The 23,741-nt window shown below is 55.0% G+C and carries 25 protein-coding genes; 8 read left to right on the top strand and 17 right to left on the bottom strand.

The window, feature by feature from the left end; all coding sequences use genetic code 11:
• Positions 1-31: 31 nt before the first annotated feature.
• From HALTADL_RS09845 to HALTADL_RS09870, 6 genes are all read right to left on the bottom strand, one after another.
• Positions 32-454, bottom strand: coding sequence for a hypothetical protein (locus HALTADL_RS09845; protein ID WP_009762199.1), 423 nt, complete (start codon positions 452-454; stop codon positions 32-34).
• A gap of 74 nt (positions 455-528) precedes the next feature.
• Positions 529-1,191 carry a DUF6735 family protein gene (locus tag HALTADL_RS09850; RefSeq protein ID WP_009762198.1) on the bottom strand — a complete coding sequence of 221 codons (663 nt, stop codon included), beginning with the start codon at positions 1,189-1,191 and terminating at the stop codon, positions 529-531.
• Between the two features lie 68 nt (positions 1,192-1,259).
• Complete coding sequence (locus HALTADL_RS09855) at positions 1,260-1,640, bottom strand: hypothetical protein (protein ID WP_009762197.1); 381 nt, start codon at positions 1,638-1,640, stop codon at positions 1,260-1,262.
• A 91-nt stretch (positions 1,641-1,731) separates the two neighbouring features.
• The gene (locus HALTADL_RS09860; RefSeq protein ID WP_015911564.1) at positions 1,732-1,920 is read right to left on the bottom strand and encodes a hypothetical protein; all 189 of its coding nucleotides are present in this window, start codon (positions 1,918-1,920) and stop codon (positions 1,732-1,734) included.
• Positions 1,921-2,058: 138 nt separating this feature from the next.
• A complete protein-coding gene (locus tag HALTADL_RS09865) occupies positions 2,059-2,940 on the bottom strand; it encodes a biosurfactant protein 1 (protein ID WP_009488099.1) in 882 nt (293 codons plus the stop codon).
• Between the two features lie 145 nt (positions 2,941-3,085).
• Positions 3,086-3,949 carry a DUF7504 family protein gene (locus HALTADL_RS09870; RefSeq protein WP_009488098.1) on the bottom strand — a complete coding sequence of 288 codons (864 nt, stop codon included), beginning with the start codon at positions 3,947-3,949 and terminating at the stop codon, positions 3,086-3,088.
• Positions 3,950-4,138: 189 nt separating this feature from the next.
• On the opposite strand from HALTADL_RS09870, the gene HALTADL_RS09875 reads away from it, so the two are divergent.
• On the top strand, positions 4,139-4,372 hold the full coding sequence (locus tag HALTADL_RS09875) for a PadR family transcriptional regulator (protein WP_009488097.1): 234 nt from the start codon (positions 4,139-4,141) through the stop codon (positions 4,370-4,372).
• Between the two features lie 22 nt (positions 4,373-4,394).
• On the opposite strand, the gene HALTADL_RS09880 is transcribed toward HALTADL_RS09875, so the two are convergent.
• Both HALTADL_RS09880 and HALTADL_RS09885 read right to left on the bottom strand, forming a co-directional pair.
• Positions 4,395-5,390, bottom strand: coding sequence for a transcription initiation factor IIB (locus HALTADL_RS09880; protein ID WP_009488096.1), 996 nt, complete (start codon positions 5,388-5,390; stop codon positions 4,395-4,397).
• A 192-nt stretch (positions 5,391-5,582) separates the two neighbouring features.
• Positions 5,583-6,140, bottom strand: coding sequence for a hypothetical protein (locus HALTADL_RS09885; RefSeq protein WP_009488095.1), 558 nt, complete (start codon positions 6,138-6,140; stop codon positions 5,583-5,585).
• A gap of 120 nt (positions 6,141-6,260) precedes the next feature.
• Between HALTADL_RS09885 and HALTADL_RS09890 the strand changes: the two genes are divergently transcribed.
• Positions 6,261-6,866 carry an ArsR/SmtB family transcription factor gene (locus tag HALTADL_RS09890; protein WP_100190884.1) on the top strand — a complete coding sequence of 202 codons (606 nt, stop codon included), beginning with the start codon at positions 6,261-6,263 and terminating at the stop codon, positions 6,864-6,866.
• On the opposite strand, the gene HALTADL_RS09895 is transcribed toward HALTADL_RS09890, so the two are convergent.
• On the bottom strand, positions 6,867-7,928 hold the full coding sequence (locus HALTADL_RS09895; RefSeq protein WP_245708483.1) for a hypothetical protein: 1,062 nt from the start codon (positions 7,926-7,928) through the stop codon (positions 6,867-6,869). It abuts the gene before it with no gap.
• A gap of 277 nt (positions 7,929-8,205) precedes the next feature.
• Between HALTADL_RS09895 and HALTADL_RS09900 the strand changes: the two genes are divergently transcribed.
• Positions 8,206-8,436: an ArsR family transcriptional regulator gene (locus HALTADL_RS09900; RefSeq protein WP_245708485.1), complete on the top strand. Its 231-nt coding sequence runs from the start codon at positions 8,206-8,208 to the stop codon at positions 8,434-8,436.
• A gap of 35 nt (positions 8,437-8,471) precedes the next feature.
• Positions 8,472-9,896 (top strand): recombinase family protein, encoded by a 1,425-nt coding sequence (locus HALTADL_RS09905; protein ID WP_089673407.1) that lies wholly within the window; start codon positions 8,472-8,474, stop codon positions 9,894-9,896.
• 119 nt (positions 9,897-10,015) lie between these two features.
• Here the strand turns inward: HALTADL_RS09905 and HALTADL_RS09910 are convergent, their stop codons facing one another.
• Genes HALTADL_RS09910 through HALTADL_RS09920 form a run of 3 tightly spaced genes read right to left on the bottom strand, consistent with a single transcriptional unit; the run spans position 10,016 to position 12,832 of the window.
• The gene (locus tag HALTADL_RS09910) at positions 10,016-10,777 is read right to left on the bottom strand and encodes a transcription initiation factor IIB family protein (RefSeq protein WP_089673408.1); all 762 of its coding nucleotides are present in this window, start codon (positions 10,775-10,777) and stop codon (positions 10,016-10,018) included.
• Entirely contained in the window at positions 10,774-11,724 is a 951-nt protein-coding gene (locus tag HALTADL_RS09915; RefSeq protein WP_089673409.1) for a recombinase family protein, read from the bottom strand. Before HALTADL_RS09915 ends, HALTADL_RS09910 begins: the two co-directional genes overlap by 4 nt.
• Positions 11,725-11,728: 4 nt before the next feature.
• Positions 11,729-12,832 carry a CRISPR-associated protein Cas4 gene (locus tag HALTADL_RS09920; RefSeq protein ID WP_089673410.1) on the bottom strand — a complete coding sequence of 368 codons (1,104 nt, stop codon included), beginning with the start codon at positions 12,830-12,832 and terminating at the stop codon, positions 11,729-11,731.
• Positions 12,833-13,362: 530 nt separating this feature from the next.
• On the opposite strand from HALTADL_RS09920, the gene HALTADL_RS18105 reads away from it, so the two are divergent.
• On the top strand, positions 13,363-13,719 hold the full coding sequence (locus HALTADL_RS18105; protein WP_089673412.1) for a DUF7344 domain-containing protein: 357 nt from the start codon (positions 13,363-13,365) through the stop codon (positions 13,717-13,719).
• Between the two features lie 309 nt (positions 13,720-14,028).
• Here the strand turns inward: HALTADL_RS18105 and HALTADL_RS09935 are convergent, their stop codons facing one another.
• Positions 14,029-15,366, bottom strand: coding sequence for an ISH6-like element ISHla10 family transposase (locus HALTADL_RS09935; RefSeq protein ID WP_012659191.1), 1,338 nt, complete (start codon positions 15,364-15,366; stop codon positions 14,029-14,031).
• A gap of 471 nt (positions 15,367-15,837) precedes the next feature.
• Between HALTADL_RS09935 and HALTADL_RS09940 the strand changes: the two genes are divergently transcribed.
• A complete protein-coding gene (locus HALTADL_RS09940) occupies positions 15,838-16,026 on the top strand; it encodes a DUF7563 family protein (RefSeq protein ID WP_089671766.1) in 189 nt (62 codons plus the stop codon).
• Positions 16,027-16,063: 37 nt separating this feature from the next.
• On the opposite strand, the gene HALTADL_RS09945 is transcribed toward HALTADL_RS09940, so the two are convergent.
• Positions 16,064-16,741, bottom strand: coding sequence for a DUF502 domain-containing protein (locus tag HALTADL_RS09945; protein WP_177171916.1), 678 nt, complete (start codon positions 16,739-16,741; stop codon positions 16,064-16,066).
• A gap of 115 nt (positions 16,742-16,856) precedes the next feature.
• On the bottom strand, positions 16,857-18,443 hold the full coding sequence (serA, locus tag HALTADL_RS09950; RefSeq protein ID WP_089671768.1) for a phosphoglycerate dehydrogenase: 1,587 nt from the start codon (positions 18,441-18,443) through the stop codon (positions 16,857-16,859).
• A 222-nt stretch (positions 18,444-18,665) separates the two neighbouring features.
• Here serA and serB point away from each other — a divergent pair, with 222 nt between their 5' ends.
• Complete coding sequence (serB, locus tag HALTADL_RS09955) at positions 18,666-19,319, top strand: phosphoserine phosphatase SerB (RefSeq protein WP_089671769.1); 654 nt, start codon at positions 18,666-18,668, stop codon at positions 19,317-19,319.
• A gap of 462 nt (positions 19,320-19,781) precedes the next feature.
• Here the strand turns inward: serB and HALTADL_RS18045 are convergent, their stop codons facing one another.
• Both HALTADL_RS18045 and HALTADL_RS09965 read right to left on the bottom strand, forming a co-directional pair.
• Complete coding sequence (locus HALTADL_RS18045) at positions 19,782-20,372, bottom strand: AN1-type zinc finger domain-containing protein (RefSeq protein ID WP_218143657.1); 591 nt, start codon at positions 20,370-20,372, stop codon at positions 19,782-19,784.
• Entirely contained in the window at positions 20,369-20,956 is a 588-nt protein-coding gene (locus HALTADL_RS09965; RefSeq protein WP_089671774.1) for a hypothetical protein, read from the bottom strand. The genes HALTADL_RS18045 and HALTADL_RS09965 overlap by 4 nt, the downstream gene beginning before the upstream one ends.
• 230 nt (positions 20,957-21,186) lie before the next feature.
• Between HALTADL_RS09965 and HALTADL_RS09970 the strand changes: the two genes are divergently transcribed.
• Positions 21,187-23,646 (top strand): DEAD/DEAH box helicase, encoded by a 2,460-nt coding sequence (locus HALTADL_RS09970; RefSeq protein ID WP_089671776.1) that lies wholly within the window; start codon positions 21,187-21,189, stop codon positions 23,644-23,646.
• Positions 23,647-23,741: the final 95 nt, after the last annotated feature.

Here is a 23,741-nt window from a genome sequence, read left to right on the forward strand (position 1 = left end):
GCTCGAAAAACCCTAATCTAGCGGTCGATTCTTAGGACACGTTCGCTCGGTCGACTGTGATGGTCAGGTTTCCGGACTCGTAGTCAGCTTCGAAGTCGATGGTGAACGCATCCGAGTCGTACGCGGCGTGGTAGGCGCGGTGACGTTTGAGCGAGCCGGTCGCCTTGAAGTGGAAGAACGCAGCCGCCGTGTAGGGCTTGCTCTGCGTCTCGACTTGCGTTTCGACTGACGCCGGAAGTGCGATCTGTGGCGTGTCCGTGTCAATACTCGCAGCGAACTCCTTCGCTTCCTCGACGGTCGCTTGCGAATGTGCCGGTGTCTCGCCGGTCAACACGTTTACCGGTGTTTCCGTGCCGTCGGTAAACAGGACGTCTTTGAAGATGTGTGTCCCGAGGATCGCGTCGGGGTCTAACTCGCAATCGTCGAATGGATCGTCGTCTGGTTTCTCGGACATCAAATCACGAGCCTACAGAGGGGCTCGGTTCTCTCCGCCCCTGAAAAACAGCAACTGGTCGACGCAGTCCTGATCTATGAACGGTTCAGACTCGCCTTCTCGAAGGGTGATTCCCCGGTCGGAATGCGCAGCTCCTGTCGGTCTCCGACCCGCTCGGCGAGCTTCCGCTTCAGATACTGTCTCGCCGTCGACGGTGTGAAGACGCCTTTGTCGAGCATGTCTCCGACGACATCTTTGAAGGCCGCGAACTGCCCCTGCAGGTGGCCGTCGCCGACCGGCTCGCCGTCGTACCAGCGCACCGTCGCGAGCGCGCCATTCCCGACCGTCTCCCCCTGTTTGACTGTCTCCGATTCGTACTGTAGGCCGAACCACAGCGTCCGGTAGGCGGTCACCTCGAACGTCGTCGACACCACGAAGAACGCCTCGTGGTGGAGGTAGTCGAGGTGGTCAGCGACGATCTCGTCGAGGGTAAGCCCGGTGGCACGGGGCTTCGGCTCGACGACCGTCGACGGTCGATCCTCGTCGGCGAGGTAGCCGTCGACGGCGTCTGCCTCAAGGCCATCGGCTAGTTCAGCCAGCAGCTGTTTCGCCCACTTGGAGTCGGTGTCGTCGCCACCGAACGGCGACTCAGCAGAGATTCGGTGCTTGAGCTTCAGGTTCGCTGCGCCCCACTGGCTGTAGTGGAGCGTGTACTGTCCGTCTGTACGTTCGTACGCAACAAGTGCGCGGTGGCCCATTGAACAATCACCTCGTAGGACGACCCACGACTGGATCGCCCCGCACCCCTCCCGGGGGATGAACAACGCTACTCGTCGATCGGCTCGGGGGAACTGAGGTCAGCGTGGAGGACTTCGCCGTCGCGAACGACGTACCGCTTTGCGAGGACCGGGAATCGACACTTCGTATACCCGGTCGTTTGGATGTCGAACTCTTCGTCAGCTTCGAGGTGGTCGGCGAGTTCTCGCAAGAACTCGTGGGTCACGATACCGCCCTCGTAGTCCGGGAGGCCGTTCTCCCGCGCCTCGTACACCTCGAAGTCATCGTACCCCCAGATGGTGAGCTCTCCCTCTTCGGTAACCTCCCAATCGAGCGTCCCGAAGCAGTAGCTCTCACAGAGCTCGCGGACTGCCTGCGGATCCGATACGATCGCGCCGGTCGACGTCGTCGCAGCTTGCAGTGTCGCCATATCTGGACTTCACGGGGTCGCCCCCGCACCCCTGTCGGGGGCGAAAAACAGACGCGAGAGGTGCCTCCTGAGGCGTGGCCGGCGCCTCCAGTTAGGAGTCTGCCTGGGCGCCCGCCCCGGCTCCGTCGCCCGGCCTCGTGAGAAGGCTCACCTCCTCTAGGAGGTCTCTCGCGGTCTCGACTCGCTCTCGATCCGCGGCGTCCAATCGGTCGACGTCGAGTCGGTTGAGATTGCTGAGTATACGATGCATCCGGTACCCTTGTTTGAACTCTTGCTCCATCGGAAGCGCCTCACCGCTCGCCGGCGCGGAACGACTTCCCATCGGGACTGCCGTCGGGCTTGCAGGAGATCACGGTATTAACCAACGAATCTCGACGCTACTCGCAGGGTGTTGGTTAATCGACGGCCAGCACTGGCCCTACGCGAGACTGGGGCCGTAGCGAGCCGAGCCACACACCCGGCACTCCCAGATCGGTTGTCCCGTCCACGCCGCATCCGGGACCGACTCGTGGGTCTTGAACCGATGGTCGGTCGCCCGTCCACAGTTTTGACAGTCGAGTTCCTGCGTCGTCGGTACCGACGAATCCTGTCGATCAGCCGCAGCCTCGCCAGTAGATTCGGTCAGCGCCATCGCTGGAACCAGCCACACCGCGTCGTCGGCGTCGTCGAGGATCGCGTCAAGACGCGACGCGTCGCGGATGCCGTCCCCACGTTGGTCGTAGAGCCGCGTTGGGGCCTGCTCCTGACGCTCCGACGCTTCCTGCCCGTGCCACCCAGTCCGGTCACGGGCGGCACTGAGAAGCCCCTCTCCCTCCGCTGACGACACCTGTACCGCGTCGGGAAGTGAGGGCCATTGCTCGGCCAGCTGGCGCGCCGGCGCCTCGTCGAGGTCGTAGATGAGCGTGTAGTCGTCGACGGCGGGCTCCGCCTGGTTGGCAGAGAGGAGGTTCGCCGCGGCGCCGCCCTTCGCCACGGCGCCGTAGAACGTAGTCGACTCGACGATTAGGTGGATGATGCCGAGGAACGTCGTCGACGCTGACTCGTTCGTACTAGCGGCGTCACTCTCGAGATGGTTAGTGAGACAGAACCGGCATTTCGTCTGCCCGTCTGGGACTGACGCCCCACAGGACCGACACTCCGTGTTTGATTCAGTCGCGTCGTTCGGATACCCTTTCTCGGTTGTGGCAACGCGCTGCCGATGGGCTGCACTGTCACCGCATTCGCTAAGTTTCTCATCCGGAATATGCGATGCTTCGCCGATTGGTCGGAGTTCTTCGAAGTCAGTGTAGTAGTCGTTCATCGATTGGCTCATAGATTCGTCCGTAATGGTACTTCAACCTGAGGGGTGGCAATCCTCCTTGACCGGTGTTGTATTCAGGGATGTCACTTCCGCTGAAGGTAACTAGCCCCTCGCACGGCAATTGGGGAAAATTGGTGGTAGTCCTCTATTGCACGCACATCGACCACGTTCCGTCTTCGTCAACTTCGAGAACGGCATCGAATAACGGTCGGAGGGTCTCAATCGTCTTCTCGTCACACGTTTCGGGATCTAGATGGAAGTGCGCTATCGCTCCTGCCAACGAGAGACGCCTCGTAAGGAGATGGAGGAATCTGAAGGCCCGATTAAGGTCTGTGGCTTCGAGAAGTTCTGTGAGTGAATGGAAGCAGACAACGGGTTGCTCATCGGTACTTCCCCACTCCGAAAGTTGTTCACTAATTCGTATTCCGAGTGTCGTCAGATCCGCGGGGTCGAGAACGGCGTCAACCTCTAGCCGTTCAGGTGGAAGCGCCCTCTTGGATGGCTGTGAGGCAGATGATCGTGCAAAGTCTCCAACATTGATGAGTGAGATGTGTGCAGGGGTCTCTTCCTCGAATTCCCATATGTTGAGGCGGTTCGTGCCTGGAGACTCGTACGTTACCCCGAGCAAGTTTGCGCGACTGGACGGGACGGCGGACAACAAGTCGTTGCATCCTTCATCTTCGGGGTGACTGCTGCTTGGCGCGAGAAACAGCACGTTTGTCTCTTGGTCAAGTTCTCTTGACCCAGCGTCCGATGCTCCTCGAATCGTTATCGTGCCATCGTTAGTAACTTCCACTACACACTCATCGTATTCGAACGACACCGAGAGATCTGTCTCCTCTGGCTTGTCGAACAGGGCGTTCAATGCGTCTACATCGATTACGCCTTGTAATGGCGTGAGTGCGGTCGGTTCAACACCTTTGAACCATGCCACTGCTCGAATCACTCCTGTACTCGGACGATCTCCGTAATTGAAGGATGGGGGGTTGGTCTCGTTGTTTGGTCCCATTGATAGTTACACCGTTGAGTACGATTCTCCCGCCGGGGCCTGTTCGGTGGACCGGAAACGTAATTTGGGGTAGTACATAGATTCCAATTCTCCCGGTTCAATAGGTCTTTTGACTTGTTTGCTTTTTCTGACCGGTCAGAGATTTCTATTCTATGAGTTTCCCCAGACCGGTCAGAATACCCTGTGGTAATGGGCGGTCTCATCAGCGATACCAAATTGGATATCCTCCGACAGCTACGTTCTGAACCACTTCACGGCTATGGGCTTGCCGCTGAACTGAACCTGAGCCATGGGTATATCTACACACATCTCGGCGAACTACAGGAGGCAGGGATGATCGAAGTAGCGGAGGAACGCGACGGGAAGAAGATCTATCGACTTACCCAGAACGGTCAGTATTTGGTGAAAGCCTTCGACGATTAACCAAGGTTTCAGAGCCTCCGCGCTACGCGGGGGCTGACTTCGAATCGTCGACCTCCTCTAGTTCGTTCCATCGTGTGCGTATCGTTACCGGCGTTGTCTCCGCCACCTCTGCGAGATCTGTTTGCGTGAAAAATTGTCCCTGCTCCCGAGCAGCCTTATAGAGGCAGGCCGCTGCGACACCTGTCGGTTGGCATCCGTTCGAGATAATCGTCGCTTCAGCGCCCTTTGCGAGTTCAAACGCCCGCTGTCGGACCGTGTCAGCGACGTCCAATTCTGACGCGAAGCGCGGAATGAACGACTGCGGCCTTCTCGGTGGGGTAGGGAGTCCTAATTCTGTATTCAGCGTTTTGTACGCGTTTCTCACTCGAGACAGTTCGACGCGTGCTGAATCAGCGACCTCGTCGAGTATCACTGGTCGATCGTTACAGCGGCAGGCCCCGTACACGCTAGCCGTGGCGATGGCCTCGATGGATCTGCCCCGAAGCAGGTCCTCGTTCTGGGCACTCCGGAAGAGCTGACACGCCTGGTCGCGGATCGAATCGGAGAGCTCGAGGGTACTCGCCAGACGGCGAACCTCGCCCAGCCCGTATGCGAGGTTGCGTTCAGCTTTCGACTGAAACCGCCCGCGCGTCTGTTCACGCCGCATCCGGGCGAGCCGGCGTCGCTTCTTTCCGGAGAGTTCATTCCCGTTCGTATCGGTCCCGCGCCCGATCTCCGTCGACAACCCCCGATCGTGCCGCGCTGCCGTCAACGGAGCGCCAGTCCGTTCACGCTCGTCTTCGTCGAACCCTCGCCACTCTGGTCCGTGGTCGATCCGCTGCTCGTCGACGACGAGCCCACACTCCTCGCAGACGGTTTCGACTGTATTAGTGGTGACTCGGCCGTCGCACTCGGGACACTGATTCGACCTCGTGTCGGTCTGGACGTCTTCGTCGAACGTCGTCTCGTAGATGTCTCTAGTTGCCATCGTTCTCACCGTGTTTCGGGAACTCGCCAGTACAGTGAGCCCCTCACCCATTGAGGGGACAATAAACTCAACGCAGGGTTGAGGTGCTGACACCGGCAGTAAGAGAGATCCTCAAATCAGATCGCTGTCTACAGTAAGAATTTGCTACTCAGGACATATGCCACTTTATTGTTTCAAGCCATTCGAGTCACCGAAGCAAATCCCAACATAATCGACTCGTGAAGTGTGTTCAGACAAGTGATACTAATCAGACGAGATCTCAAAGGCACTTTCAAGTGCTGCATCATTGGGTAGCCCGAAGTAGACAAATCGGTACTTGCCGGATTTTAATTCTTTGCAGACATAATATGGGCCGATTGAAAAACCGATTGGAGACACAGTGAACTCCCAAGTGAATCCATCACTTGGGTCGTGATCGACTGCTTGGGCATCTAGAAGCACATTACCTTTGGTCGAAAAAATGTGATCCCACTCACCATTATCTTTCTTTTGAATTGCGTAATGATCACGAGATCCAGTCCTCTGCGACTCGGAGGATATATTTTTCAAATGGATCGAGATATCCTGACCAAGATTGACTGATGCAGGCTCTATTTCCAATGAGAACTTTTCGGTCGTTCCTTTCTTGATTGTATATTTTTGATCCAGATCGGTAGTAAGCAGCGCCAAGTCACTATCACATTCTGGGGGTGTCTGTTGGGTCATGGTCTTCGTTTTCTGATTTGCTAACTGTTCCGCTTGGCTGAGACAGCCACCGAGTGTCGTGGCTCCGAGTGCAGTGAGAACTGTTCTGCGGCGCATAGGTACCGATACGAGCGTCACATACTTATGACTCGTCCAGGTTCAAACAACCGCTTTAGCTTGGCCAACACTGATTTTAGTTCGTATCGTGGATCTCAAATAAGGAGTGTTGAGCACAATATGCCAGGTGTATTTCCTTATCGGCCTTCGACACGGGTAGACGACCAAAATCCGAAACTAGTCGAAATTAATGACGATTCTGCCGAAAAAATATTCAAATCGTTATCTTCTGAATCGGCTCGTTCAATGTTTGATTTGCTCTATGAGGAACCGCAGACCGCGAGCGATATCGCAAAATCACTCGATATGTCGGTCCAAAACGCAAAGTATCACCTTGATAAGCTTGAGGAGGCTGGACTCATAGAAATTATTGATATCTGGTATTCAGATAGAGGGCGTGAAATGAATGTGTACGCACCGACTAGTAGTTCGATTATATTATTTGCCGGCAATTCGAACGAGAAGCGGTCTCTGCGCAAGATTCTCAAACAATCACTTGGAATCACTGGCATCCTTGGTATTGCGAGTTTCCTCTTTGGTTGGGTACTTAGTAACCTTAGGCCAGAAACAATCGTTGATACGGATACGGATCCCTCAAATCCTGTCTTGGTTATGAAAAATCTTGTTCAGTTTCTCGCACTCCCCGAGATCGCATTCCTGCTTGGCGGGATCTTTGTCATATTACTCACTCTTGGAGGGTGGTACTTAACCACCCTTCCGGATTAACTACCGAGTCCTCCACTGAATCCCAAGGTTGTTTGCCATTGAATGGGCTGTTGAGCCGACAGCCTCTGAGGCTCCCGTTGCTTGGGTGGCGAGAGAAACCATGAAGAGGTAGTAATTTCCTTCAAAGTAGTCACGGTCGTACACTGGCCCACCAGAATCTCCGGATTGTTGCTCGTTGGATACATGCAGAAGACTGCGTCTCGTGACGCTCGTGCTGCAGTAATTGTCCAAGTATTCTTCGATTACGCCCGTGGTTGGACCGGTAGTGATGCCGCGCTTACGGACTTCGAGATTATTCGCCATCATATCGTCAATACCGTTACTATCCACATATCCCTCGATATAGCCGTTTTCGTCGACAATCGTGTCAGTAAAACCATCGCGCTGCGGTTGTCCTTCCTGATCATCAGCCTCAATATTTGTGAGAGCGGCGTCGTAGTCCTGGAAGTGGTGTTTTACGTGTCCGTAGTAGTCGTCACTTTGATAGGCGTTTTCACCTGTTGGATCTTGGGTAGAGCAGCTATCCTGTACATTCGGATCATCGACCCACAGGTGACGCGCGCCCATTAGATAGAGATTGCCACCGTAGTCCACTCTCGCAGTCGAGGTGGCAGTACCCGTCGAACTATTCTGTTCAACGCCTCCTGGAACCGGATCGTAGTTTCCGTTGTAGTAGGTGTCTTGGTATTCTTCCCGGCGTGTAATGGCAACTGGCACTCCATCGACCTCCTCTGGAATGTCCGCATTAGTTCCCTCAGAACGGTCGACATGAACTCTGACTTCGAAAAATCGATAATTGTCGACAGCTGCGTTGCTCGGACCGTAACCTACTCCCAGGACTCCGGATGACTCTTCTAGGCGGTTGAAGAGTAACTGCTGTCCTCGACGTGCTCGCTCTTTCTGTTCAAACCATTCTTTTGGAACCTGTTTAGTCCGAACAGGTTCTCCCTTCGACCGATGAGTGACGATTCGAACACGATCCCTGCTAGGAGTGGCTCGAGCTTTCCCGATGGCCGTGTTGAGCCCTGCTCCAGAGATGCCGATGGCTCCGAGTGATTTCATGAACTTTCGCCGGTCTATTCCCCTGTTTGCTCGGACTGATCCGAGCCGAGATTGGTCTTCTGTCATGGGTTAACACCCACCAAATAGAAAGTATGGAGACATTATTTCGCTAACTATTTATCCAAACCAAAACGATGAGTGGAGGCGAATTTGTTCATAAGCGCTACAATATTGCTAATACGCATCCGGTAATTATATCCAACCACTCTATTGGATAATACAAAATTCGATTCGAAGAGGGGAGAGATTTATCCAGTTTCAATATAAACTTCCGGTTATGTCCGGTCCCCGAGTAGCGGAGCTGTTAAATCACCTTGCACACAGAGGAGATGTCCTGAAGAGTCTAGAAGAAGGACACTCTGACAGCCGTGAAATTGCAAATAAAGCCGATAAATCTCGGTCTTCGGTTGATCGAGATATTCGTCTTCTCAAAGATGATGGTTACGTAAAAGAGTATGTCGGTGATTATCAGCTAACGCAGTTTGGTAGATTTGCCCTCCAGGTATAGGTGACTGGTCCAGGCGGTCTTTATCAACTGCATATATGGGACCTCTGGTGAGTTCAATCGCGATCGTAGTCTGTTTGGTCCTCATAGTCTCCGGAGACCTCGGAAGCGAGACAGGTGTATTAACTCTGTCACTCCTTCCGCCAGCCCGTTTCAAAGAGAGCCGTTGGGTGGTGTTTGCACGCGTGAGTACTACCGACCAACTTGACAACACAAGTCTCGATAAGCAACTGTCCAGTTTGAACAAACGCCTCGAGGACCTAGAGGGAGAGATTGTCCGTGAGAGCGCACGCGCTGAATCTGGTGCAGAAATGGACCGGAAGTCCCTTGAGAAGATCCTCGAGATGGCGGATGACGATGAGTTCGATGTTCTTGCTGTCTGGAAACTCGATCGGCTTACGCGGTCTGATCCCTGGGAAAGTATCAGGTATCTTTCTCGACTCCGTGACAACGGTGTTGTCCTCTATTCAGACAGCCACGGTTTCTTCGACTGGGAAGATCGAAGGGACTTCGAGATTCTCGTTCGAGAGCTCCTCTTCGCTCGTGAATGGTACTCGCGTATCAAGGAAAACGCAGAAGACGGTCAATTAAAACGTCTCAGGCAAGGAAAGTACCCGTTCGGCAAGCCTCACTTCGGATATGAGAAGGATGACGAGGACCACCTGAATTTGACCGAGCGTGGCCAGCAGATTATTCCCGCTATCTTCGAACACTATGTCGAGTCAGAAAACAGGGCTGAGACCAAACGTAGAATCGATCGTGAACTGGCGAATGATGAAAAAATCACTGACAGTAAAATAAAAACAATCCTAGAAAGTCCACTTTGTATTGGACAGCTAACATTGAGAGATCGGGTTGTGAAGACTGTCCCTACGCTTCAGTGTGTTCCGAAGCAAACGTACAACGAAGCACAAGAGATCATCGAAGAGCGCAGACCTGATATGCCCGATGCAGAATCTATCCCGGGCTCAATCGAACAGGCTACGATGCGATTCGGACCTGAATTCGTCGGCCAGCTATTCGATAAATTCACAGCTGTGTGTAAGGAGTGTGAGGGCGAGTTGACGGAGACAGGTTCCACAACCCTAGTTCGAGATACTCGTCTTATTGAATACGACTGCGAGGACTGTGACTTCAGGGGGCCACTGTTTAGTGAGCGAGAAATTAACAAGCTTGACTCCACTCTCCCACTGGGGTGCCCGTTTTGCATCTCTGTAGATGCTGTAACCGGCGAGAAGGATACTTCGTCAGCATTAGAGTACCTCTACACCTGCAAACACTGTGGCAATCAGTTTGCTGTCAATGTACCACCGAACAAGTACAAAAGGGCGTTCGAACAGCCTGATGTCGCCTACCGTTGGAATACAAACTCCAGTGCCGGACCTGACGATGATGATAAGAGTTGTACTGCCGAAGAGACTGCGTTTATTTGGGATATTACCATCCTGTCTGACGGGGAGTAGTCGTCCCGTTTCTGGTATAGATGGCGACGTGAGCGTACCGCCGGAGAAGAGATGTTCATTTTAGAACGACGATGTGGACCACTGATACTGATCCTACGTCTTCTTCTGACAGTTGACGATTAGGCCTTGAGGTCCTGTGTTTTCTTCCATACGGTTTCCTTTGCGACTCCAGAAACAGCCCCGGCTTCTGCTAACGTAATCGATTTGTCTTGACCTTCCGTCGCCAGATACAGACACGCGGAAGCGATGCTTGTCGGGCTTCCAGTTACACCGATTGATGTCTCTAGAATCTCTCTTGCTCGCTGTTCTGTTACTTCATCCAATCCGAGCCGGGTTCTCAGGTACGGAATATACGTGTCCACAGGCGTGATTTTATTATGCATATCGCAGTCGGATTTGAGGGATCGATAGGCAGTTCGTATTTCCTGGTCCGATACGCCACACGTCTCGGCTACGATACCGAGTGGACGAGGCGACTCCTGTTTTCGAAAACTAGCGTAGACGACCGCTGCTATCCCAGTTGAAATACTGCGACCGCGAAAGTATTGCTGTTCCCACGCTTCGGCAACAGTCTCTGCTGCTTTCACGCAGTCTTCAGTGGTACCGTCGAGTTCCCTAATACGATCTTCAGTATCTCCGATCAAGCTGACTAGCATTTCGTCCGAAGAGTCTCGAACCGTAACTGTATCTTGCCACTGCCTGGTTTCGACTACGTCCCGATCCTGACTGAGACTTTCGGCGGCTATCTCAAACTCGGTTGAGGGCGTATCTGCGGCAATAATTAAATTGCAATCCGAGCAGCGCAGCTTATCTTGGTTGATTTTTTCGGTGTCAGTGCTATCGCATAGTGGGCAGCTGAATTCTGTATCGGAGACTGTCATCGGGAGTCTCCGTTCTGATACGCTCGGTACTCGTCGATAATCCGTTTTGCCTTTGAGCCTTTTCGTGATTTATCCATCTGGGTCTGTGCGTGCTTGAACCGATGACGGGTCGCGGTCGCTTTATCAAATAAGTCGTCGGGCAGGATCCGGTATTCCTCGACATCCGCTTCGAAGCCCGCGATTTGATAGTGCCCGATATACAGTTCGTTTCGAAGGACTTTCCCCACAGACTGTCGGCACCAAGCATCACTCTGTTTCGTACTCTTGCCCTGCTCGTTTAGCAGGAACGCGACCTGCGGCATTGATCGCTCTTGGATGTACATCTCAAAGATCTCGTGAACTAACTTTGCTTCCGCAGTATCAATACGTAGTGTCCCATCGTCGACCTTCTCATACCCCAAAGGTGGCTGTTTGTTGGGCCATTTTCGTTCACGGGCGAGACCATACATTCCGAGTTTCACACGCTGGCTTGTCAGATCGGATTCTAACTCGGCAGCTGAGGCTAAATTTCGGAAATTGAATCTGCCGACAGGATTCGTCGTATCGAGAAATTCTGTCACACTGTGGAGTCCGACGTCCAGTTCATCAAGCTCTTCCTCGGTCTTGACGAGATCAACTAGCGAACGGCAGAATCGATCTAATTTCCAGAAGACGACGACGTCGAAGAGTCTATCTCGTGCTCGGTCGAGCATCGACTGAAACTCAGGTCTCTCCGTATTACGGCCGGACTCTGCCTCGTCCGAAAATACAAACATAACCTCCCAATTAGCCTTCTTACAAGTATCCCAGCACCGATGAATCTGTTCGTCTATCGAATACCCAAATCGCTGGCTGTTCGACGATGTTCGTGCATAGATGGCCGCTCGCAAGCCTGTTTGTGTCTCCTGCTCTTCCACGCCGGTCCGTGCTGGAACAGTTAGTGACTGCTCTGTTCGGTAGGTACTCATGTTATTACTTTTGTCCAATTGTTACTGGCGGACGCAGTTCGACTATTGAATCGTTAGCGGCACAATCGGGACAGAGAGGCTGCTCTACAGTCTCCTGAAACCGTGTGTCCCCGATCGTATAGGCCGCACAACATCGAGGACATTCCCAGGCTACTACGTCGTATTCTTCCGCTAGTTCTGGATATGTATTGGCAAGAGCGGGTGTTAGCTGTGCATCATCCCGTGACTCAAGATACTCGACTACTTTTTCCCGGGGATACTCTGTATATTGCGGTACAAACCCTGTGACTCCGACATCTGCGTACTTCACAGTCCCCTTACCACACCGCTCTCTATACGAACAGAATTTGCATTCCCAGCCCTGTTCTGGTTCATCTGGCGGCAGTTTATTGTTGAGACGATAATCGGAATGTGTGATAGCCCACTCGATGACTGTCTTCTCCCAGAACTCTGCATTGAATTCCACATGGAATGCTTCCAATTCTAAGTTCTCACGCGAAACGTAGACGAGTACGCCCTCAGTAACTTCTAGATCGTACTTGCGTGAAAGGCCGACTTGGTAAGCGTGAAGTTGTGCGAGGTGATGGGGTTTTGGACCGTTGAGATAGTCTAGTGACGAGGTCGTCTTGATCTCGGTTGGTAGAAGTGGTCTACTCTCTTCATCAACCAAAACGGGGTCCGTTACTCCCTTGATTTGGAGATCTCCCTGTTTTGTTTCCACCGCGAAATCGACCCACACTGAGTTACGAATGAAGATTTTATCAGTGGCAATAACATCTTGTAAAAATGGGACGACAACTTTCTCCTCGATCTCCCGTCCCGTCCAGAGTATGCCTCGAGCATTTCGTCGCTCTTCTGGCGTATTCTCTTGTTGATAGACGATCTTCCGATGGCACTGGAGTAACGAGCTCGGACTATGTCGACTTGCATGGGGAACAGTGCCTGCACCATTAAAATACGGCTTACCGTCTCGGATGTTCTGTCGGAACTCTCTGGCACGGTACCAGTCATCAAACGCCTCTTTGTTAATCGATTGCAGTGCGGCATCAACACATGATCTCTCTCTTTCAGTGTTTTCTGTGGCTGTACTCTCATCCCGGGATTTCATCGATGGACAATTTGCGCGCACAGAGATAGTCTATGGCCGATTGTTGTTCGGCACTCGTCAATTATTGCCGAAAGAAGGTCTCAACTGCTGGCCGGTTAAGATTTAACAAGAGTACTCCAAGATCCCGACAGAATCTCTATGGCAAGATTCTTTGGCTTACTCGTTCGGGTCAACCGGTTGCGTCGAAGTATATCCTGGATACCACCAAGCAGTACTTCGCCCCCCAACCTTCTTTGATCTGAGATATCCTCGCTGTTCAAGATTTTCGAGCCTCGTTAGTATCCCGCGACGACCAACTGTGAGTTGATTCGCTACTTCAGATGCGGTTAGAATAGGATCGTTACTATCTTTAAAAGTATCAAGAATCTCCTCGTCTGTTACTTCCGGGGGTCGGCCGGGTCCATCATGCATTAATTCACTCTCCTGATGTCACATCTGTTACGTATTTGCTCCTACAAAGGAGTTAAAACGCTGCGCGAAAACATTCTTGTATGGTGCTTGACAAAATTTCACACAAGGTGAGTTAATCTATGAGTGATGAGAAAGCCGATGAGTTCCTTTCTCTCTTGTATCATGCTCTCCGTACACGACGACGTCGACTGGTGATTAGGATTCTTACAAGATCCGATGACGAAATCGTGACTGTTCGATCTCTCGCTCGTAAAATTGCTGCCACTGAACACAGTGTACCACGGTCTCAGGCAACAGGTGAACCATATCGCAATGCCTACAATGCACTTACCCAGACTCATCTGCCAGCACTTGTCGACGCTGGCATTGTCATCTATGACCCCAAGAGGCAGACGGTATCACCAGGTTCAAATTTGAAAATCGCGGCTCTACTTGTTACTACAAATACATCTACTATTGAAATTCTACAAAATTGATTTTATTCATGATTGAAACGATATTTAACCGCTTATCAAACATCGTGAGTCTACCTTGCTTCATAAAGGGTAGAATGAACGTCTCGACGGCGACCTCATCTGTACTGTCATCGATTGTCTCGATACGGGTGTCGACGTGTTTCTTGGATTGGCGTGATAGGGTTAGTCTCCGCTTGGTTCACCGTCCACTTCTCCTCGATGTGGTGGCTCTCTGGCACTTAAATCCAAAGTAGAAGCAGTTGACCACACCGTTCACTTTTCATTGGTAATGTACATCTTCTCAATATTTTGGTCGTGTTGCAAAGCGGTCTAGACTTTGCCGCTGGTACTCTCAATTGAGAGGTCACAGTTGATTGCTGTTTTGGTCGAACGTTGGAGCAGTTCGTCGAGGAACGCTTGGTAGTACTCGGGGTCGGCGTACTTCACCAACCGAAGTTGGAGTATCGCTTCCAATCCCTCTGCTGTCCAGCGCATCCACTGGTTCTTGCACCGCTTGCTGACCTCGCCCATCAGTCGTTCGACGGGGTTCGAGGTCCACGGAACCTCGAACCCCTCGACAGCGTGCTCGGCGAACGTCACAATCGACGGCAGCCACCGCCGAAGATACCCTGCAGCCTTTGCTGACCCGAACTGCTCCAGTTGCCACGCTGTCTTCTCTAATCGCTCTCTCGTTCGCGCGATCCGCGAGCGGATCGCCGCGAACTCCTCCGCTGGACGATGCTTCGCCACAGAGTTCTTCAGATGGAACACCTCGTCGATCACCTCCGAAACGATCTCCTTCCGACGGTCCAAGGAGAAGACGCCATCGTCCCAGAGGGTGTAACCCAGCGTTCGGCCGACGTGGACGAGATCGAGCTGGTGGTCACGGTTTTCGTCGGTAAAGGCTGTGACGATGCCGCTATCAGCGTCACTGACGACCGTCGCGTCGTCAGTGACTGCGCCGATATCATCGAGTTCGGCGGCAGTTTCGTCCCAGTCAGCGTTGACCGACAGATCCAGCAGGGAGCGTGACTCTTCGGCGGTGTCTTCGCCGAGCGTTGCTTGGACGGAGTGGGACGAGCGGTCGTCGTCTTGGCTGTGGCACTTTGTCCCGTCAGGAATGACGGCGTCAGCGTCTGTGCCAGCGACACAGTCTGGAAGGAACTGTTTGAGCTTGTGGCCGTATTTCTTGGCACGGCGGTTGATGGTGGTCGGCGACGGCATCGAGACGAAGCTGTCGCCGTGATTGGCAGCGTCTCGATAGCTGAGCGAGGTAGCGAGATCGACGCTTTTGGCGGCGATGTCCTGCTGATAGCGGTTCTGCCCGTCGAAGTCGAGAACGTCTTCGACGGGCCGGAAGTAGCTGGATTCGTCTGGGGAAGCGGCTGTATCTTCGACGTAGTGGAGAGAGAACTCGTGTTCTCCGGCAGTTGTGACAGCTGTGCGGGTGTCGGTGCCGGCGCGTTGGAAGCGCTGGTCACCGTTGCCATGTGCGTGTTTCTCACCACAGAGCGCCTCGACGCTGGCGGCGTCGAGGCTCTCGACCAGCGATTCGAGAAGGACTGCTTCGAGGTTCTGGTCAGTGACGGCCTCGGCAAGCGTGGCGAGCGGTAGCGTTTTGTCGTCGTCGATACTCAGTTCGAACCGCACGTCGATTGTGGCGTGCATGGGGTACCTCGGTTTGGACACCAGAGGCAACCCCGCCTTCACGGGAGTCAGTTACTACTGAACTCTAGAGGACTTTGCGACACGACCCAAAAATTGTGAGTGCGGCAGCTGACGCGGCGTGGATCGCGGTGTGTGTGTACTGCCGATAGAACTCCCAGAACTGTCTTGCCGTTGAGACTGGCACTGTCTCAGCTATCCAGCCACTCATATCTCTCATGAAGACCGCAGCGAGTATGAACCCTCATTTCACATGGATTGATAGATGTTGTTCCGTACAGCATCCAGTGGCATCGTTGGGCCCACAATCGCTGATTTCCCGACAGTAGGGTGTGCCTAACTCTCTGATTAGGCGGTTTAGCGGCTTCCAGAGCTATCGAAGCCGTCGACTGCTCCGACGAGTAGTATATAACTAACCGATTTTGAAATTCTTATGAAAATCATAACAAAGTCAATATACTTCCCGCGGCCTGTATGGACTCACTCCATATCCAGAAAGGCGCTGCTGGACAGCATTCCCACGAACGAACCTGTGAGAACTGTGGCGAGTACGTTACCAAACAGTTCGTCCGTGTGTTCGGCGCAAACGATGGTTCGGTGTACGGCTGTATGAACTGCTCGACCGGTCGTGATCTCCGCGACGGTGGTGGCAAACAGCCGTAGTTCGAGCGCCTCGAACAGATCACACTCACCGAGCGGGTTAGTCAGTCCCCGACTGCTCTGTCGAGTTTGTTTTGACCGTTGTCCGCGTCTCGTCATCGGTTCGGGCCGGGTTTTCCTCCTCGACAGGGATCTGGTGGGCCGACTCGGCGAACCCGGCGCTCAGCACGCGGGTGAGTGCTTCTTCGACCTTCTCGCCGGTTTCTTCGACGCGGTCGGCGTCGACTTCCATCACGTAGCCGGTGGTGATGTTCGGAGCGGTTGGCAGAAAGAGCACGATTTTGCCGTCGTCGGTCCGTTTTCCGGTTTTAAAAGCGGTCATTCGAACCCCGTCCCACACTTCGAGTTTTACGGGTTGTTGGAGGTCATCGGTACCGGAGAGCGCGGTTTCGACCGCGAGTTTCGAGGCGTTGTAGACGACACGCAGCCCCGGGACGCGGTTGATCGTGTCGTCGAGCATTGCCTCGAACACCCGGCCCGCAGTGGTCCGCATCAGATAGCCGACTGCGAGGATGAGGGTGATAATGAGTGCGAGGGCGACGAGGATTCGCGTGATCGGAACGAGCCCTTCGGGGACACCGAGCTGTGCAAAGTTGAGGTTACTGATCAGCGGGAGCCCAATAATCCGGACATAGAGCCAGTTGACGACAAAGAGGAGAATCCCAAGCGGGAGGAGGACTACGAGCCCACTGGCGATGTCGCGTTTCCACGTAGACATTCACCGATAGTTTGGGGCGGAGGGTCTTATACGTTAAACAAACTGAACACTCACAGAGTACCCACGTACATCTCTGTTTGATACACTCTCTACTCGAACACTCACTCGACGACTATTATTGGTCGTCGAGTGTGATCGTTTTGAGTTCGATGATCCGGTCGTCACCGAGCAGCTGTTCGAGTACCTCGTCCGGAACGTCGACGTCGAGGCTGTAGACGGTCAGTGCCTCGCCACCGATGGTTTCGCGGGCGTTAAACATGCCTGCGATGTTGATGTCGTTGTCGCCGAGCACCGAGCCGATAAGGCCGATGACGCCGGGTTTGTCGTAGTTCCGCGCAACCAGCATGTGGCCGCTCGGGATGGCGTCGACGCGGTAGCCATCGATGCGGACGATGCGTGGATCGTCACCCGCAAAGAGGGTCCCCGAGACCGTCAGCGACTCGTCGCCGTCGTTGACTGTGACGGTGACGAGGCTCTGGAAGTCGTCGGTCTGCCGTGTCTTTGATTCGGTGACTTCGATGCCTCGCTCCTCGGCGAGTCGCGGGGCGTTGACCGCGTTGACCTGCCATTCGAGCGGTTTGAACACGCCTTTGAGCGCACTGGCGGTGACGAGGTCGACGTCCTCGTTGGCGATGTCACCCTCATAATGGACCTCGATGGACTCGATGCGCTCGCCCAGTAGCTGGGCGGCGATCTTGCCTGAGGTTTCTGCGAGCCCGAGGTAGGGCTCGATTCGTGGGAAAGCGGTCTCGTCGACCGAGGGCGCGTTGAGCGCGTTGAGAACCGGCTGGTCGTTGAGTGCCGCGATCACCTGATCGGCGGTGTCGACGGCGACGTTTTCCTGTGCGGCTTCAGTCGATGCCCCAAGGTGCGGTGTGACGACGATCTCGTCGACATCCAGCAGCGGCGAGTCGTCGGCGAGTGGTTCCTCGGCGAACACGTCGAGTGCGGCTCCGGCCATTGGGCCGTTGTCGACCGCCTCGGCGAGGGCGGCCTCGTCGACGATGCCACCACGGGCACAGTTGATGAGGAAGCCGTCATCAAGCAGTTCGAGCTCCTCGCTTCCGATCATGTTCTCGGTCTCGGGGAGCAGTGGGGTGTGGATCGTCACGAAGTCCGAGGCGGCCAGACACTCATCGAGGTCGTCGATCAGCTCTGCGCCGAACTGGGCGGCCCGCTCCTCGGAGATGTAGGGATCGAAGACGACCAGATCCATCCCGAGACTGTCGAGCCGTTTGGCGACTTCCTGACCGACGCGACCCAGACCGATGATACCCAGCGTCTTGTTGTTGACCTCGTAGCCGAGGTAGTCCGACTTGGCCCACTCGCCGTCTTTCAGGCGAGTGTGAGCCTGCGGGATCCAGCGAGCGCCCGCGAAGGCCATTGCGACGGTGTGCTCGGCCGCCGCCCGGACGTTGCCTTCTGGCGCATTTGCGACGATCACACCGTGGTCGGTGGCGGCCTCGATGTCGATGTTGTCGACGCCGATTCCGGCCCGGCCGACGATGACGAGATCCTCGGCGGCCTCGAACACTGCCTCGTTGACATCCGTGCCCGAACGGACGATCAGTGCGTTGGCATCGGCGACCGCAGCAAGGAGTTCCTCGCCGTCTGCCTCGTAGTTCGTCTCGACTTCATAGCCTGCTTCACGTAACTGATCGAGCCCCGCATCGTCGATCGGATCCGTGACGAGTACCTTCATGCGTGTAGGATTTCTCGGCGATTGGTTAAGCGTTTCCACGTCGACCGACTATTCATCGGTATGCATTACCACACCTGTAAACTCGTGGCTGGTCCCGAAGTGTATACATTATCTCGCATTTATCATGATTCCATCATTGTTGGCGACCCGCTCCAGATACTCGCGGTAGCCGTCGACTAACAAAACGGGTGTTTTTCATTCCCTGCCGAAAAAGAGCCTCCAATGAGCCTCATTGCGTTCGATTTCGACGGCACGCTGTCGAACTCGGAGATGACTGTCCTGCTCGGCGAGAAACTCGGTGTGGCCGACGAGATGGCCGAGATCACCGAGCGGGCGATGAACAACGAGATCAGCTACGCCGAGAGCCTACGGAGCCGGGCGGAACTCCTCGCTGGGCTTTCGGAGGCCGACGCCGAGGACGCCTACAGCAGCGTGGAACTCCGACCCGACGCCGCGACCCTGATCGACCGCCTGCGCGAGGCGGGCCACACGGTCGCCATCTTTACTGGTGGATTTGAGCGCGGCGTCCAGCGCGCCCTTGAGGCCGACGATACCGAGGTCGACATGATTGTCTCCAACAGCCTCCCAATCGTCGACGGCGAACTCACCGGCGAGGTCGAAGGCCCACTCATCGAGGGCACCAAAGACGACCAACTCGAAGAACTCGCGGGCGAGCTCGGCGTCGACATGACCGACACCATCGCGGTCGGCGACGGCGCAAACGACCTGCCGATGCTGGAGGTCGCGGGGCTGGCGGTTGGCTTCGAGCCGAAGCCCGCCGTCGAGCCGTCGTGTGACGAGGTCGTCTCGACGATGGCCGATCTCGGGACTTTGTTGGAGAGCCGTGGCGTGCTGGCGGCTGCGGTCGACGACTAATCCGAACCCCTCTGTTTCGTCTGCGCGATCCATTCGCTTTTTCTGAGTAGTTCGTGAGAAGCGGGTTTAGTGGTGTTTGGGGTGGTCTACGGGATTTCGGGGTTGTTGTTGGATTGGTGGGGATGGGGTGGGTTTTGCAGTCGAAGTCGACCACTGTGTGTCAATGTTTGGCTTCATGTGGATTGCTGACCGAATTCTAACATGTCCGTACAATCAGTAAGGTCGACTGGTAGGAACTAGATAATGTTCAATGGGTCACCATTTCGCGATCCTCAAAATATCTGATCACTACTGCGTCAGGTAGAGCAGAGCGATCCCGAGGGCACTCACACCGAGGGAGAGTATTGTCTCGGATGCTGTCCCAGCACTTACTTGAAGCCACACGACCCCGACGAGCCCGAGGTAGAACGATGCGACGCCACCCAGTCGCAAGGTGACGATAATATATGTCTTGAGTCGTCGCTACCCAAATCGGAGCCACCGATGGATACCTCTGCTACCGGACGTTGACCGCTGTCCGGGCTTACTCCAGTTCATACCCGAATGAGATGTTGCAGACGATGTCTTGGCTTTTCGCTTCGACTTAGAGGAACTCTGAGAGCTTGATACACGTGATGTGATTGGACGTGACTGATCGTTCTCCTCGTCTTGTTTTGCCTGTTTTTCTTGTTCCGTCGACTCGTCTCTATTATTTTCGGATTCCCTTCTCTCACCGTCTTGTTCGACTTCTTCGGTCTGCTTGACGGACGCGTTGTCGCTGCTCTCGGATTCCTCACTAGTGCTCTCCTCCACCGGTTCATCATCACTCGACAGGGGCGGCGAATCCGGCCCATGTCGGGACAGACTAACACTTGATCCCTCACGTGGTTCATCATCACGACCGCCGAATTTCTCAACGAACCACGACTCACTGTTTTCCACATCTACGCTCAACCCAAGACAGTCGTGATTCTCAGGTAGCATATGTTCCTCGCACAACCGTTCGCCACAGAATCGGCACTTACGCGGCATGTCTATGATCTTCTCACAGACACGACACTGTTTTGCCATCATATCACCCCCAGCGGGAAGATCCCGAACGGATCCACTCCGAGTGCCTGATAAAGAAGGAACAACCCGATCAGTCCCAAGCTGACGGAGTAGATTGCGTCGAACCAGACGAACTTGAGCAGGTTAGCGATATAGAGCAGCACAACGACTGGGATCAGTAACGCTGCCAGCATCGATCGCCGCCAATACCTCTTGACCACACCCCATACGTGTCCGGTGTCGACGAAGCTCGGGATTGCATGCCACCCAGTTGAGAGAGCGACCCAAGAGAATGTGAGACCGGCGAGCCCTTGCTGGTGCGTCGAGAGTGGAATCGGAAGCAGAGTAGCGAGCGCTAACCCTGCAAATGCCCAAAGAACCACGGCGAGGACACTATTAAACAGCAGCGGAGCCGTACTGATCAGAAGCGTGTCGTGGTAGTCACGTGGCTGGTGGTGTTGGACGTGGCCTCCGCCGCTGAAGTCAAAATAGTTAACATCGGTAACAGGAATATTTCGCCATTCACAGGCCTTCTTGTGAGCGAATTCATGTATGATTACCCCGGGAAAGGTTGCCCACCCAATAAGAAATCCAGGAATGTATATCATACAAACAGATATCCGCGGTTGCTGTTAAAATCACAGGTGCAGAACAACACGGACGTGCAAGGCTTCGTAAAGCTAGAAACGACTTCGCTCGCGCCAATCATACCGTGATTTCGACCAACAAATACGACACTAAGTGATTTCGCTGACTACTGATGACAGTCGACTCCGCCGGAGGCGCCTACCACCTACTCCGGCAACTCTTAAACCCCGCTACAGCCAACAATCGCCAAATGGCCGAGTCCGACGCCTACGTCGACCACCCCTTGCTCACCCCCGAGTTCATCGAGCGTCGACTCTACCAGATCCAGTTGGCGGGCACCGCCCGCAACGGCCACACGCTGGTCTGTTTGCCGACCGGCCTCGGCAAGACGACCGTCAGCCTGCTGGTCACCGCCGAACGACTCCACGAGATCGGCGGCAAATCGCTGTTCCTCGCGCCGACGAAACCGCTGGTCGAACAACAGGCCGAGTTCTACCGCGACGCACTGACGATCCCCGACGACGAGATCGTCGTCTTCACCGGCGAGGTCCGGCCCGATGACCGCGCCGCGCTGTGGGACGATGCGACGATCATTATCGCCACGCCACAGGTCGTCGAAAACGATCTGGTCGGCAACCGCATCTCGCTGGCCGATGTGACCCACCTCACCTTCGACGAGTGCCACCGCGGCACCGGCGACTACGCCTACGTCTACATCGCCGGGCGCTACCACGCCGACGCCCAGCAGCCGCTCGTGACGGCGATGAGCGCCTCCCCCGGCGGCACCAAGGAGGACATCCAGATCATCTGTGAGAATCTTGGTCTCGACACCGTCGAGGTGATGACCGAAGACGACGCCGACGTCGACGAGTACACTTACGAGACCGACATCGAGTGGAAGCGGATCGACCTCCCCCAAGAGATTCTCGATATGCGGGATGGAATCAACGAGGTGATCGAAGACCGGCTGGAAAAGCTCAGAGAACTGGGTGTCACGAAGGCGACGAGTCCCGATATTTCCCAAAAACAGCTCAACAAGATCGGTGCGGAACTCCGCAAACTGATGGACAACGACCAGTCTGAGGGGTACAAGGGGATGTCGATGCACGCCGAGATCATGAAACTCCGCCGGGCGGTGACACTCGTCGAAACCCAGAGCGTCGAATCCGTCCGCCGATACTTCGAGCGGCAAAAAAACGCCGCTCGGAGTTCGGGGGCCTCGAAGGCCAGCCAGCGCCTCATCGCCGAGCCCAAAGTCCAAGAGGCGATGCGGGCGGCCGAAGCCTACGACGACCTCCACCCCAAATTTTCACAGACTCGGATTCTCCTTGCGGAGACGCTCGGGATCAACGACGGCGACCGCGTGATCGTCTTCACCGAGTCGCGGGATACGGCCGAAGCCCTGACCGATTTCCTGAGTCAGAACTTCCACGTCCGCCGATTCGTCGGCCAAGGCGACAAGGAGGGTTCCGACGGGATGACCCAGACCGAACAGAAAGAGACCCTCGATGCCTTCCGGGCCGGCGAGTTCGAGGTGCTCGTGTCGACCTCCGTTGCCGAGGAAGGGCTCGATGTCCCCGAGGTCGACCTCGTCTTATTTTATGAACCAGTCCCGACAGCGATTCGGTCGATTCAGCGCAAAGGCCGAACTGGTCGACAGGACAAAGGCCGCGTCGTGGTGCTGCTGGCCAACGATACCCGCGACGAGGCGTACTTCTGGATCTCCCGCCGCCGCGAAAAGGAAATGGAGTCGGAACTCCGGAAGCTGAAGGGTGTTGCCGAGGAGGTCGAAGAGGAACTCGAAGCCCCGCAGTCGGCACTCGATCAGTTCGACGGTGAGGCTGCAGAGTCGACCAAGGCAACGAACGGGGGCGTCGAGCAGGCCACAGCTGAGGCCACCCAGTCGACGGGCGGCGACCAGCCCGGACTGACTGATTATGGCACCGCCGAAGACGACGAGGAAGCCACCGAACCTGTCGACTCCGGCGACGTCAGCGATGACGACACAGAGAGCACAGAAGACGAGGGCATCGTCGCTACCGCGAAAAGCGACGACGAAGATTCGGTTGAGATCGTCGCTGACCAGCGGGAACTCGATTCGACAGTTGCGCGGGATCTGTCGACGCGGGATGGCATCCACACGCGCTTGGAGACGCTGGCGGTCGGCGACTACGTGCTGTCGGATCGGGTGGCCGTCGAGCGCAAATCCGTCTCCGATTTCCTCGATACGCTTACCGGCGGTGACCGGTCGATGTTCGAGCAGGTCGGCGACCTCACGCGGAACTACAGTCGACCAATCGTCATTATCGAGGGCACCGATCTCTACGGCTCGCGGAACGTCCACCCGAACGCGATTCGAGGGGCCGTGGCCAGTCTGGCCGTCGACTTCAATGCGAGTGTCCTGCGAACCGAAGACGAATCCGAGACGGCCGATCTGCTGGAAACGCTCGCAAAGCGCGAACAGCAGACCCGCGAGCGGGCGGTGTCGGTCCACGGCGAGAAGCAGGCCAAAACGCGGGCCGAACAGCAGGAGTATGTCGTCAGCTCGATTGCGGATATCGGCCCCGTGACTGCCCGTGCCCTGTTGGACTACTTCGGAACCGTCGAAGCGGTCATGACGGCCCGCAAGGAGGATTTACGTGACGTAACGGGAGTTGGCGAGGTGACCGCGGATACGATCCGTGAAATCGTTGGAAGTGACTATTCTTGAGGTGAGTCAGTCGCCATATCGTAATATTTGAGGATAGTTAGTTGGAAAAAAATTCAGTATAAGTTCTCTGAGTGCCCTCTGATAGTTTGCACTAT

This window comes from Halohasta litchfieldiae (genome assembly GCF_002788215.1).
Lineage (GTDB): Archaea > Halobacteriota > Halobacteria > Halobacteriales > Haloferacaceae > Halohasta > Halohasta litchfieldiae.